Origin of the sequence: Thalassospira sp. B30-1 (genome assembly GCF_015767575.1) — a bacterium.
In the GTDB taxonomy this organism is placed as follows: domain Bacteria; phylum Pseudomonadota; class Alphaproteobacteria; order Rhodospirillales; family Thalassospiraceae; genus Thalassospira; species Thalassospira xiamenensis.
Genome location: NZ_CP065232.1, coordinates 4,310,078 through 4,324,140 on the forward strand (window position 1 = coordinate 4,310,078; position 14,063 = coordinate 4,324,140).

Here is a 14,063-nt window from a genome sequence, read left to right on the forward strand (position 1 = left end):
CATTTTGCCGGAAATCCCTTACGAAGCCTTGGCTTCTCCTGCGCCGCCGGTCGCATCGATTACTGCCTGGCGTTGCGAAAGCTGATGCATCATGTTTTCGGCACGGGTGAAACTGCCCGAGGCAGCGCGCGCCGCCCCGCGTGCAGCAGCCTCGTCGAAGGCTTCGTAAGCCTGAGAGAAATTCATCCGTGCATGCGAAATTGTCTTAAGGTCTTTTTCGGCGGCACCAAGGGAAAACTGCACACTGCCAAGCGCGAACATCGCCCGTCCCCAAAGATAGGGGTGATCGCGTCTTGAACAGACTTTAAGAGCCGCCTGAAAGACCGGAATAACCTGTTCGGCAACGACACCGATGCTGCCAATCGTGGACTGGGCGACAACAGACTCCGCCAGACCATAGGCAATCTGGGCATATAAAACGGTGTGGGCCTTGGTATTCACAAGTCCCAGCGCCCGACGATAATGGCCACTGGCCATTTCGGCCATTTCGATATCGTCAATTTCCTTGGCATGGATCATCGTGGCTTCGCCAAGTTTGCCAATGGCAATCGCGCGCGAAACCGGCGTGCCCGCCATCAATTCAAAACGGCGTTCCAGAAGCTTCCACACACCGATGGCTGTTGCGCCTGAACGCGCGTTCATATTGCTTACCATCGACCAGTTCAAAAGCGTGCCATACAACGCCATGATCGCCGACCGTTCCGGATCAATCAGTGACAGATCCGCAACCCCGCGCAACATGTCTTCGATTTTTTTTATGGTTTCAACGGTTTCCTGCTGAACGACCCGTTCATTCAGAAGACCGGTCGGCTTTTTGATCGTTTTGCTGTCTTTTGGCGTTTCCGTGGCCAGGGTCAGGAATTGACGGACAATCAGCTCAATTGCCCGGATGGCACTGAGGCAATAGCTGCGTTCACCCGTTTCAGCCAGCATAACCGCACCAAAAGCATAGGCGGTTGTCACGCCCTGTCCGACGTCGGCAAAGTTTTCGCCGTTATTGATCCGTTCCTGAAGGTCATCAAGGTGAGACGCAAGGCGTGCCACCTGCAACGCGCGCAGATCACGGCCACGTGCACGCGCCAGCAATTCACATGTCAGAAGGATATGAAGGGCCGCTGCGGTATCTTTATGCTGTGGCTGACGAAAGGTGTGAACCAATGGCAGCAGCAATTCATAAAGCGGTGAAACCAGCATGTCGTTGCTGAAATGAACTTCCAGCAATCCGTTCACCGGATTGGTCTGCCCCCAGAATACCGCCGTAGCATCCTGACGCCGGGCAAGGTTTAACACACCAGCATGGGCTTCGCGCACGGCCTGAAAGGCATCGGCAATATCGGTGCTGATTGTGAAATACCGTCCCAACGACAGTGGCGCAGTATCGGGGATATCCGATAGGGTGCGTTTCACCCAGTCACCAACCTGATCGGGCAATGGCGTTCCGGATGGATCTTCGGGGACAAAGTGGGCAACGGCATACAGACATGGCTCAACACGTTCGTCCGGTCCATCGACCGACGCAGAACCGTTTTCAACCGTTTCCCCGGCTGTAAAGATGGACTTGAAAACAAGCCCGACCATCGACCAGAAGCCCGCCATTTATCCCCTTCTCAAACATCCGTCGCCATCCTTCCGTGGCCGGAGGTTGACTTAGACGATTATGATATAATCTCGTGCAGCGGCGGCGGCGTCAATCATACGCCATCGCATTTCGCACCATACCGAAGGATAAAACCGGCAAGGTTTGTATAGGTCGGGGTCGGGAAATCCCCCCAAATTTTAGTAACTTAGATTAATTCCAGGGGCGACGACGCACCCGGCGATCCTTTGCCGCCCCGGACCACGGACCGGATTTTGCCGGTGCGGCAGCTCCCGATTGTGGCGCGCCCGCCATTTCACGCAGCTTGGCAATCCGGTTTGACATGCTCGGATGGGTTGAGAACAGATTGTCCACACCTTTGCCCGAAAGCGGGTTGGCAATATACATATGCGCCGTCGCCGGGTTGCGTTCGGCATCCATGTTCGGAATGGCATGAACGCCTTTGTCCAGTTTGTTAAGGGCGGAGGCCAGCCACATCGGATGGCGGCAGATTTCAGCCCCGATCTTGTCAGCTTCGTATTCGCGGGTACGCGAGATTGCCATTTGCACCAGCATCGCGCCAAGCGGTGCCAGAATGGCAACAAGGATCATGCCCACCCCGCCGAGCGGATTGTTGTTGTCATTGCGACCCCCGCCAAACATGCCGGCAAACATGGCAAAGTTGGCCAAGGCGGAAATCGCCCCGGCGATGGTGGCGGTGATCGTCATGGTCAGGGTATCGCGGTTTTTGATATGGGCCAGTTCATGGGCCATCACACCGGCAATCTCGTTGCGATCAAGCAACTGCATCAGGCCGCTGGTTGCGGCGACGGCAGCATTTTCGGGATTACGTCCGGTGGCAAAGGCATTGGGCTGGGGATTATCGATCACATAGACCTTGGGCATCGGCAGCCCGGCATTTTGCGCCAGTTCGCGCACCATCGATACCAGTTCGGGTGCAGTGCGGTCATCCACCTGCTTTGCACCGCGCATGCGCAAAAGCATGGAATCTGCATTCCAATAGGCAAACACATTCATCACCGCAGCAAACAGCAATGCGATGATCATGCCCTGTTGCCCGCCAATCATCATGCCGACTGCGCCAAACAGCGCGGTCAAGCCAGCCAGCAACAAACCTGTACGCACATAATTCATGGTCGACACTTCCTTTGACGAATACTCCGCGCAGAAGATAGGGAGAAGTTGCGCCAAGGCAAGCACCCGGCAAACTTGTTCTGCTTCTTTGCCACCGCATAGAAAACTTATTCGTTGGTGTGGGAAGATTATTCCCGCCAACCCTTTGAACAAGCAAAATGATTATGGAATTTTTTCCTGCGTGACCAACATCACAGAGCAAATGCCGCAGATATCAACGGAGTCCCACTAATACACCCATGAGTGGTCTTTTAATTGCATGTACAATTTAAAGATCATTGAAGGAGGTGTCATATGGTCGAGTTTCAAGGGAAAATGTCTATTGTCGGTGCACGGTACCTAACCATGCCCAGACCGATTGATCCACAAACCGGTGAATACAGCACCAGATTCTCGCTTGAAGAATGGAAAGCCCTTCAGACCAAGCGGAAGGAAGAATTCGAAACCTATCAAGCCAATGCCGAAGGCCAGTTGAATGGCTGGTTAGATGATAACAGCGGGGCACAAGTAACACGCGCCTATTATCTTGATGATCAGCTTGTCGCAGTCTTTGGCGAGGATAACGTCAATGTTTCCAATGGCATGAATTACGCCATAGAATATAGCAAAGCGCAGAGTGACGGCGAGAATCTTGGCTATTCCGGGGATCAGTTAACCCGATATGTCGAAAATCGCGTCGAGGTCGCGTTGCGTTCCGAATATGGCAACCGACTAACGGTTAAAGAAGGTACGGCAGGAACACTTGGCACGCTGGCAGATTACCGCGAGGAACTGTTTGGCGGGGATCGCTGGCCATCAGAAGAAAACATGCCGCCGCCGCGAGAAATTGACTGGAATGCGCCATCACCGGCACAGGCTGGCACCTGGCAAGGACCGCTTCGTATCGACACAGATACCTTCCTTGGCATTCGGCGTCTGGTTTTTGGAAATCAATAAAAGAGAAAACAGCCGGACCACGGGGTCGGGGGAACTTTATGGTCCGGCTGTTGTGCAACGGTTTTCGTTACTCCGCGGGCTGCTGCGCGTCAGCCCCATCAAGTGAACGAACCTCGTTGCCACGGCCGATCTTGCGCACCAGCACGTAGAACACCGGTGTCAGGATCAGACCGAAGATGGTCACACCCAGCATGCCCGAAAACACGGCGATGCCGATGGCATGGCGCATTTCCGAACCCGCACCACTTGAAATCACCAGCGGCACAACGCCCATGATGAAGGCAAGCGACGTCATCAGGATCGGACGCAGGCGCAGGCGGCTGGCTTCGATGGCTGCCTGAACGGTTGTCCGGCCCTGATGTTCAAGTTCACGGGCAAACTCGACAATCAGGATGGCGTTCTTTGATGCCAGTCCGGCCAGAACGAACAGACTGATCTGTGTGAAGATGTTGTTATCCCCACCGAACAGATAGACACCAAAGGCCGCCGAAAGCGTACTCATCGGGACGATCAGGATGACCGCCAGCGGCAAGGTCAGGCTTTCGTACTGGGCGGCCAGAACAAGGAAGACCAGCAGAATACAGATCGGGAAGATGAAGATTGCCGTGTTACCCGCGAGGATCTGCTGATAGGTCAGGTCGGTCCATTCATAGGACATGCCCGGCGGCAGGGTTTCATCAAGGATCTTGATAATCGCGGCCTCCGCCTCGCCACTGGAATAGCCCGGTGCGGCGTTGCCATTCAGATCAGCAGAACGGAAGGCGTTGTAACGCATGGCGGTATCCGGCCCGAATGTTTCGGATACGGAAAGAACACTGCCAAGCGGCACCATATCGCCATCCGCGTTGCGCGTTTGCAGACGCAGGATGTCTTCGGGGCTTGAGCGATAGGGTTTGTCGGCCTGTGCGATCACCTGATAGGTGCGACCGAACTGGTTGAAGTCGTTGACATACATGGAGCCCAGATAGATCTGCATGGTCCGGAAGATTTCATCGACCGGAATGCCGAGCTGCTGGACCTTTGTACGGTCAAGATTGGCCTGCAATTGCGGGACATTGATATTGTAGCTTGAGAACACACCAGTCAGTTCAGGTGCGGCCCATGCCTTGGCCAATACCTGTTTCATGGCGTCATCAAGCGCACGATATCCCTGGTCGCTTCGATCCTGCACCTGCAGTTTGAAACCGCCCACCGTGCCAAGACCCTGAACCGGGGGTGGCGGGAAGATTGCGACAAAGGCCTCGTCAAGGGCAGCATATTTCTGTTGCAGCTTTCCGGCAATCGCCAGCCCCGACAGATCATCGGATTTGCGTTCGGCAAAGTCGGTCAAGGTCACAAAGACGATGCCGGCACTTGAGCTGTTAACGAACCCGTTGATCGACAGGCCGGGGAAGGACACGGCACTTTCGACACCGGGTTCCGCCAATGCGATTTCAGACATTTCGCGAATGACTTCTTCGGTACGGTCCAGTGTCGCGCCCTGCGGCAATTGTGCAAAGCTGACCAGATACTGCTTGTCCTGCAACGGGATGAAGCCGGATGGCAAAATCTGGAAACCCTGCCAGGTCAGAACCAGCAATCCGGCGTAAACCGCCATCATGATGGTTTTCATCCCCAGCAACCGTTTGACACCACCGCCATACAGTTCCGTGCTGCGATTGAAGAACCGGTTGAACCAGCGGAAGAACCAGCCAAAGACAAAGTCCATGGCGCGGGTCAGCCAGTCTTTCGGTGCGTCATGCCCTTTCAGCAGAAGTGCCGACAGAGCCGGGCTGAGCGTCAGGGAGTTGATGGTTGAAATGATCGTTGCGATGGCGATTGTCAGGGCGAACTGCTGATAGAACTGACCGGTCAGGCCACTGATGAAGGCAATCGGAACGAACACACCGGTGATCACGAGCGAGGTCGCAATGATCGGCCCGGTCACTTCGCGCATCGCGGCCACGGTTGCATCACGCGGTGACAGACCACGTTCGATATTACGTTCGACGTTTTCGACCACCACGATGGCATCATCGACCACGATCCCGATGGCGAGGATCAGACCGAACAACGACAGCACGTTGATCGAGAATCCCAGCAACAGCATCAGGGCAAATGTCCCGATAATCGACACCGGCACGGCCAGCAGAGGAATGATCGAGGCACGCCACGTCTGCAGGAAGATTGTCACCACCACAACAACGAGCGCGACGGCTTCGAGCAGGGTTTTGATCACCGACTTGATCGAGCTTCGAACGAAAACGGTCGGATCGTAAACGATGCTGTATTCAAGACCTTCGGGGAAGTTTTCCTTGAGCTCCGCCATGGTTGCGCGAACGTTGCTTGAAATTTCAAGCGCGTTGGAACCGGGCGATGCAAAGATCGGAAGGGCAACAGCCGATTTGTTATCAAGCAGGGAACGCAGGGCATATTGCTGTGCCTCCAGCTCGACCCGGGCGACATCGCCAAGACGGGTTACAGTGCCGTCTTCGTCACGATTGATGATGATTTCGGCAAATTCCTCGGGCGTTTCAAGGCGCCCGTGGACATTGATCGGCAACTGGAACTGCACACCGGTATCATACGGCGCGCCGCCAATCGTACCCGCCGCGACCTGCACGTTCTGGCTTTGAATGGCCGAAACAACATCGCCTGCGGTCAGGCCGCGTTCGGCGACCTTGTCCGGGTTAAGCCAGATGCGCATGGCGTAGTCACCCGACCCGAACAAACCGACCTGCCCGACGCCCTTGATGCGGGCCAGCTGATCCTTGACATTCAGGGTCGCGTAGTTGCGCAGATACAGCATGTCATAGCGGTCATTTGGCGAGAGCAGATGCACCACCATCGTCAGATCCGGGGATTGCTTTGACACCGTCACGCCAAGCTGACGGACGATATCAGGCAAACGCGGTTCGGCCTGCGATACCCTGTTCTGGACTTTTTGCTGTGCCAGATCGGGATCGGTCCCGATTTCAAAGGTCACGGTCAGGCTGAGACGGCCATCGGTCGTTGCCAGCGAGTTGACATACAGCATCCCCTCGACCCCGTTGATCTGTTCTTCAAGCGGGGAAGCGACGGTTTGCGCAATTTCAGCCGGGTTTGCACCGGGGAATTGCGCTTCGACCACAACGGTCGGTGGCACGACTTCCGGATATTCGGAAATCGGCAAATTCAGCATGGCAATCAAACCTGATAACAATATCAGGACGGATAGAACGCCAGCGAAAATCGGGCGATCCACAAAGAATCTGGATATATTCTGCATAACGGTCAGCCTAGTCTTTGCGCGCAGTCAAGCATCCGTCAGGATGCCGAGGCCTGCAGAATTTCAGGAGCAACAGGCATACCGGGTCGAACTTTCATGATCCCGTTCACAATCACCATGTCACCGGGTTCAAGCCCGGAGGTCACGATGCGACGCCCGTCAACTTCGGCCCCCAGCGTTACCTGACGGTAGGCAACCGTATTGTCCGACTGGACCACGTAAACGAATTTGCGGTCCTGATCGGTGCTGATGGCGTCGGGTGCAATCAGGATGACATCCTGTTCGGCCGAGGTGCCGAGTTGCAGGCTGGCGAAACTGCCGGGCAGAAGTGCGCCGTTGCTGTTGTCAAACAGGGCGCGGGTCCGGATGGTGCCCGTACGGGTATCGATGCGGTTATCGAAACTGTGGATAAATCCGTCAATTGTCTTGCCACCGGCGATGGTCATGCGGACCGGGATTTTCTGATCCGCGCCGCTGACTTTATTGGCGTCATAGATGCTGGCGAAATAGGTTTGTTCATCCAGATCGAAATCGGCATAGATTTTACCGGTCGAGACTATGGTGGTCAGAACCGGGGCATTCGGCCCGGCATTGACCTGATTGCCGACGGTCAGTTCGACCCGGCTGACACGGCCATCAATCGGTGCCTTGACGAAGGCATGATCGAACTCGATTTCGGCAAGTTCAAGCTGTGCAAGCGCGCGGTTAACCTGACTTTGCGCAACCTGTTCGGCGCTGACGCGTTCATCAAAGACACGTTTGGAAACGGTGCCATTGGCCACCAGTTTTTCAGCGCGTGCCTTTTCCTTGGCGGCAAGCGACAGGGTTTGGCGGGCAGCCGCCAGTTCCGCCTTGGCTTCGTCAACGGCGGCCTTGTATGTGCGGGGATCGATCACGGCGAGAATATCGCCCTGCTTGACGATCTGACCATCTTCGAAGCGGATATCGACAATGGCACCACTGACCTGCGGGCGAAGCTGGACTTCCTCGACCGCACTCAGCCGGCCGGAGAAATTGTTCCAAAGCCTGACGGACTGGCTGTGCACGTCCTGGACAGTGACGGGGGTGATTTGCGGTGCAGCCTGTGCAACGGCTTCGTCGGCATCGGCGGTGCCTATGGTGCTTAGCCCGTAACCACCGGCAGCAATCGCAGCGATTGCAGCTGTGGCGGACAGCAGCATTCTCAGTTTGGATCGTGATTGCATCTTTCCATTTCCCAATAGCGTGACCCGCGCATTCGCGGACAGATTAACGGGAAGATGCGTACCGATCGGTTTGTTAGCAAGGGGAAAATGAAAAAAATTTACATGCGTTCTAAATTTTATGAATTATCCGGCGGCTGACAACGAGGCTTCCTCGGCCTTTACATCCCTGAATTCACAGCGTAAATCCAGCATCCGGCAGATGCCGACACGCAAATCAGACCGAACAGTATCCAAACTGTTAAAAACTTTGCCGTATGTCAGCAAGCCATGCACAAACTGGAAAACAAGACGCGCCAGCAGCGTCACATCGGCATCCCCGGAAAGCATGCCCTCGCCCTTAAGGCCGCGAATCATGGAGGCAAGATACTTGATCTGCTCCTCGGCAAGTTCGCGTGAACAGTCCTGAATTTCGATATCCTCGGGACCAACCTGGCCACCGGCGGTAAAGATCGGGCAAACACAAACCTCGGCATCCCCCGGAATAGACTGCTTTTTCTGTTTGTTCATGATCAGATCGATATAGCTGTTCAACTGATCAAGTGGCGCAATTTCTGGGGAAAAGATCGCTCTGAGTTCGTCCTTTCCCTTATCCCAGTGATGGCGCGCCGAAGCTGCAAACAGGGCGGCCTTGCTGTCAAAGTGATGATAAAACGCCCCTTTGGTAACCCCTGCATGCTTGCAGACATCACTGACACCAATATCGTGATAGCTGCTGGTCCATAGCAATTGTATGGCGGTCTCCAGCAATTTTGTCCGGGTCTCGGCAGCGTTCCTCATTTTCACACCATTTTTCTCTTTTTCTGTATTCAATATACGTACCGGTTGGTATTTTTCAAGGCATCCCCTGACTTCATTTGGTTTTCATCATATAAAAACGGCAGGAGAATGGCAGTAAATTAAATCGATTCAATTACTTCGCATTCGTTATCCGGTTCAAAAAATTTACCAACCCGACAGCATCCGGTTGCTCCTGACATTCCGGAGGATATTTCAGACCCCGGGCGAAGGCAAAAAAAGAGGGCACCCGAAGCGCCCTCTTTTGCGAAAATGCCTTGCCTGTGCGGATCAGCCGCCGACCATGGCCCTGATCTGACGGTTGGCAACCGTGATCATCGACAGGTCGATCTGCCCTGCGGCACGCAATTCATCGATCAGCTGATCACACCGTGCACAACCGCGCTGATGATCATCGACCCATTTCCTGACCAGATCACCACCAACCGTGCCGTTCGTGCCAGAAGACAGCACCACACGCGTCAGTTCGCGCTGATGACCGAACAGATCATCAATCGCGGCGGCGCGCGCCAGTTTCTGCCAATGGGTTTCGGCTTCGATGGACTCGGCTGCTGCACGCAGCAGGCCAAGCTGGAAGCGTGCCCCGATGGCAAAATAGGTTGCCCCGACATCGATGACATCACGCCCGGTTGCCTCGGCAATGCGGACGATATCGCAAACCGCGACCATCTGCTGCATTGCCGCGATACGGCGCGCCAGATCTTCGGGCACGCCCCGATCAATCAGGGATTGCGATTTCTGATCCAGGGTCGTGCGGAAAGCCGCATCGGCCGGGACGATATCGTCAAAGGCCTCGATCACCTTGGCGACCGCCGGACGGAACAGCTCGATCTTCGCCCCGACATTCAATTCCTCGCAATTGCGCAGGAACCACAGGGTCACATCTTCGACCATGCGGTTGATGTGGGAGAACATCGCGATCTGGACCTTGGCATCAACCTTGTTATCAAGGGCTTCGATACCCGCCCACAGTTTGCGCAGGCCAAACACCGCACGGGTAATCAGATAACCGCGCGAAACGTCCACCGCCGAAAGCCCGGTTGCCTCCATCATGTCATGGACAAAGGTGCCGCCAACGCGGTTGACCAGACTGTTGGTGCCGACGGTCGCGATGATTTCACGTTTCAGACGATGGCTGGAAATCGCCGCGCTGTATTTTTTACGGACAGCCGTCGGGAAATACCGCACCAGTTCTTCGACGAGGATCGGGTCATCGGGCAGATCGGATTTAAGCACCTCGTCATACAGCCACAGCTTGGCATAAGGCATCAGAACCGAGATTTCCGGACGGGTAAGGCCCTGATGGGCGGCCGTGCGACGTGCCAGTTCCTCGTCATCGGGAAGATATTCGATTTCCCGGTTCAGACGACCTTCGCGTTCCAGCATCCGGATCAGGCGAACCTGCGCATCCAGCGCATCCCCGCCCCCGGCAAAGGCGTTCGAGATCGCCTGGCTTTGCAGATAGTTGTCACGCAGCACCAGATCACCGACCTCGTCGGTCATTTCGACCAGCAGTTTGTTACGCTGCTTTTCGGTCATGTCACCGGCGGCAACCACCTCGCCCACCAGGATCTTGATATTGACCTCGTGGTCCGAGCAGTTGACACCCGCGGCATTGTCGATGGCGTCCGTATTCAAACGCCCACCAGCGTGGGCATACTCGATACGGCCACGCTGCGTGCAGCCAAGGTTGGCGCCCTCGCCGATGACCTTTGCGCGGATATCCTTGCCATTGATGCGGATGGAATCGTTGGCGCGGTCCCCGGCATCGGCATTCGATTCCGCGGATGATTTGATATAGGTCCCGATCCCGCCGAACCACAGAAGTTCGACATCGGCTTTCAGGATGGCCTTCATCATGTCGGCCGGCGTTACCTTGCCGGTGCCAAGATCAAGCAGCTTGCGAACCTCGGCCGAGGGATCAAGCGTCTTGGCCTTGCGGTCAAAGATTGCACCGCCCTTCGAGAGGACCTTGGTATCGTAATCGGCCCAGCTTGAGCGCGGCATATCAAACAGGCGCTTGCGTTCGGCAAAGCTTTTCGCCAGATCCGGGTCGGGATCGACAAAAATATGCATGTGGTTGAAGGCCGCAACCAGCTTGATCTGTTCGGACAACAGCATGCCATTGCCAAAAACGTCACCCGACATATCGCCAACACCGGCAACAGTGAAGGGTTCTTTCTGGATGTCTTTGCCAATTTCGCGGAAATGACGTTTGACCGATTCCCACGCACCGCGCGCGGTGATGCCCATTTTCTTGTGATCATAGCCCTGCGAGCCGCCCGATGCGAAGGCATCGTCAAGCCAGAAGCCATAATCACGGGCAACGCCATTGGCGATATCGGAGAAGGTCGCAGTCCCCTTGTCGGCCGCAACGACCAGATAGGGATCATCGTCATCAAGACGGCGTACACGTTCCGGCGGGATGATGTCGCCACCGACGATGTTGTCGGTGATATCAAGCATGCCTGACATCAGCGTTTTATAACAGGCAATGCCTTCTTCAAGGAAGGCTTCGCGACCGCCATCAACCGGAGGCCGTTTGACGACAAAGCCGCCCTTGGAGCCAACCGGCACGATCACCGCGTTCTTGACCATCTGTGCCTTGACCAGACCGAGAATTTCGGTGCGGAAATCTTCCTGACGGTCCGACCAGCGGATACCGCCACGCGCGACCGGACCACCACGCAGATGGACGGCCTCGACACGCGGCGAATAGACGAATATTTCGCGCCAAGGACGCGGAAGCGGCAGATCTTCGACCATGCCGGAATTGAATTTTACCGACAGATAGGGTTTCGGATTGCCGTCCTTGCCATACTGGAAATAGTTGGTGCGAAGCGTTGATTGAACGAGGTTGAGGAAGGCGCGCAGAATGCGGTCCTCGTCCGGGTTCATCACATCTTCAAGGCGGGTGATAATGTCGCCTTCGATGGCCTCGGCTTCGGCGGCCAGCCCCGGATCACGATCCGGGTCAAAGCGTGCAACGAACAGATCAACAATCGTTGCCGCCAAGCCAGCATTATTGGCCAGTGTTTTGGCCATGTAATCCTGCGAGAAGGCCGATCCCATCTGACGCATATAACGGGCATAGGTCCGCAGAATAACGACTTCGCGCCAATGCAAGCCGCCCAGCAGAACAAGACGGTTAAAGGCGTCGTTTTCAACTTCGCCATGCCACATGCGAATGAAAAGTTCCTGGAACTTGTCACGCACATCATGCAGGTGGAATTCGCCGTCAACCAGCACCCCGAAATCGTGGATGCGGACATTCACATCGGTATCGCGTGGTTCGACCTTGAACGGGTTTTCGGTAATGACCTTAAGACCCATATTTTCAAGCATCGGCAAGACGTCGGAAAGCGGAACCGGTGCACCGGGGTTATAAATCTTGAAGCGCAGCTCGTTCTCGGCGGCTTCGATCGGGCGATACAGATTGACCCGCAAGTCCGATGATTTGATCACGTCCTCGATACGGTCGATATCAAGAGCCGCGGTATCAACACCGAACCGATCACGATAATCGCCGGTGAAGCTTTCGCCGTAACGACGATAAAGGGTCAAGCCGCGTTCTTCGCCCATTTCACGGACCAGCACCTGACGGAGCGTATCAGCCCAGTCGCGTGCGGTTTCAACAAGCTGACGTTCGATATCGGTAACATTGTATTCCGGCAACTCACCCGGCGTGGTTTTGACCAGAAGGTGCAACCGCGCAAGGGGGCTATCGCCGATCAATGTGTAATGTGCCGTCACCTTGCCATCAAAGGCGGCTTCGATCACCGACTGGAACTTCATGCGAAGTTTCGTCGAGAAACGGTCACGCGGACAGAAAACCTGACAGGAAACAAAACGTTCAAAGGCATCACGGCGCACGAACAGGGCAATCCGCTGGCGTTCCTGCAAATGCAGGATGCCCATGCAGATATGATACAGATCATCAAGTTCGATCTGGAAAAGCTCGTCGCGCGGGAAGGTTTCAAGGATATTGACCAATGCCTTGGCATCGTGGCTGGCAGGCGGGAAGCCGGCACGCTTGATGGTTTCGGCAAGCTTCATGCGCAGAAGCGGAATGAGGCGCGGGCTGAGGTTATAGGCAACCGAGGTGAACAGACCGACAAAGAGATGCTGGCCGACAACCTTGCCTTCATCATCGAACTGCTTGACGACAATCGTGTCGAGATGCACCGAACGATGCACGGTTGACTGCTTGTTGGCCTTGGTCACCATCAGAAGACTTGGCTGGGCGACAAATGCCTGCACCTCGGTCGACAGATTGCCGATCTGGCGCAGCTCATCAAAGATATGCGTCCCTTCACGGCGCAGAATCCCAAGCTGGCTTTGCGGATTAACGTCCACTTTGGCCTTCTTGCCCGTACCGCTGAATTTATATTCACGATAGCCAAGGAAGGTGAAGTGATCGTTATGGACCCAGCCGAGGAAATCCTGGGCTTCCTTCTGGTCTTCTGCGGAAATACCGGTTGGCGCGGTTCTGATGCCATCAAGAACTTCAGCGACTTTTGACAGCATCGCCTGCCAATCCTCGACCGAAAGACTGACATCGGTAAGAACGTCTTCCAGACGATCACGGATTTTTCGCAGAACGGCTTCGTCGGTCTGCTCGTCAATTTCAAGATGCATCACGGATTCACGCGACGCATCCGAATTCTCGACCGCTTCGACCGACTGCAATTCACCACGATCATCACGCGCGATACGCATGATCGGATGGATGACCAGATGGACGGTCAGATCGAATTCGTTAAGCGCAGACGTTACGGAATCCACCAGGAACGGCATATCCGTATTGATCATCTCGATCACGGTGTGATCGGATTTCCAGCCGTGCTCTTCAAGATCGGGGTTATAGACCCGGATCTTGGCGGCATTGGCCGATGGGCGCTTTTGCGCGAATTTATATAATGTCAGTGCCGCGCCATAAAGCGAGTCGACGGATCGACCTGCCATGTCGTCGGGCGGTACATCCTTGTAAAAAAGGCGAACGAATGCTTCTGCATCCTTCGCCATCTTACCGGTCAAGCGTTGCTGGATCTGTTCGACAACCTTGTCGATGACTTCCCGTTTCGGGTCGTCGCTTCGGGCTTTCATGTCCAATTTCCCTTTTTATCGGCTCTGTTTGCCAGAACCGAAG

7 protein-coding genes are annotated in these 14,063 nt (G+C 55.2%); 1 reads left to right on the plus strand and 6 read right to left on the minus strand.

Annotated elements, in window-relative coordinates; all coding sequences use genetic code 11:
- Positions 1-18: 18 nt before the first annotated feature.
- Both IT971_RS20075 and htpX read right to left on the minus strand, forming a co-directional pair.
- Positions 19-1,596: a hypothetical protein gene (locus IT971_RS20075; protein WP_063092476.1), complete on the minus strand. Its 1,578-nt coding sequence runs from the start codon at positions 1,594-1,596 to the stop codon at positions 19-21.
- A gap of 193 nt (positions 1,597-1,789) precedes the next feature.
- Entirely contained in the window at positions 1,790-2,731 is a 942-nt protein-coding gene (gene htpX, locus IT971_RS20080; protein WP_063092475.1) for a zinc metalloprotease HtpX, read from the minus strand.
- 345 nt (positions 2,732-3,076) lie between these two features.
- Here htpX and IT971_RS20085 point away from each other — a divergent pair, with 345 nt between their 5' ends.
- Positions 3,077-3,667, plus strand: coding sequence for a hypothetical protein (locus tag IT971_RS20085; RefSeq protein ID WP_110252386.1), 591 nt, complete (start codon positions 3,077-3,079; stop codon positions 3,665-3,667).
- 67 nt (positions 3,668-3,734) lie between these two features.
- On the opposite strand, the gene IT971_RS20090 is transcribed toward IT971_RS20085, so the two are convergent.
- From IT971_RS20090 to IT971_RS20105, 4 genes are all read right to left on the minus strand, one after another.
- Positions 3,735-6,914, minus strand: a complete 3,180-nt coding sequence (locus IT971_RS20090) for an efflux RND transporter permease subunit (protein WP_063092473.1) — start codon at positions 6,912-6,914, stop codon at positions 3,735-3,737.
- 38 nt (positions 6,915-6,952) lie between these two features.
- Complete coding sequence (locus IT971_RS20095; protein WP_065701863.1) at positions 6,953-8,119, minus strand: efflux RND transporter periplasmic adaptor subunit; 1,167 nt, start codon at positions 8,117-8,119, stop codon at positions 6,953-6,955.
- Between the two features lie 123 nt (positions 8,120-8,242).
- On the minus strand, positions 8,243-8,896 hold the full coding sequence (locus IT971_RS20100; protein ID WP_063092570.1) for a TetR/AcrR family transcriptional regulator: 654 nt from the start codon (positions 8,894-8,896) through the stop codon (positions 8,243-8,245).
- A 288-nt stretch (positions 8,897-9,184) separates the two neighbouring features.
- Positions 9,185-14,020: an NAD-glutamate dehydrogenase gene (locus IT971_RS20105; protein WP_063092472.1), complete on the minus strand. Its 4,836-nt coding sequence runs from the start codon at positions 14,018-14,020 to the stop codon at positions 9,185-9,187.
- Between the last annotated feature and the right edge of the window lie 43 nt (positions 14,021-14,063).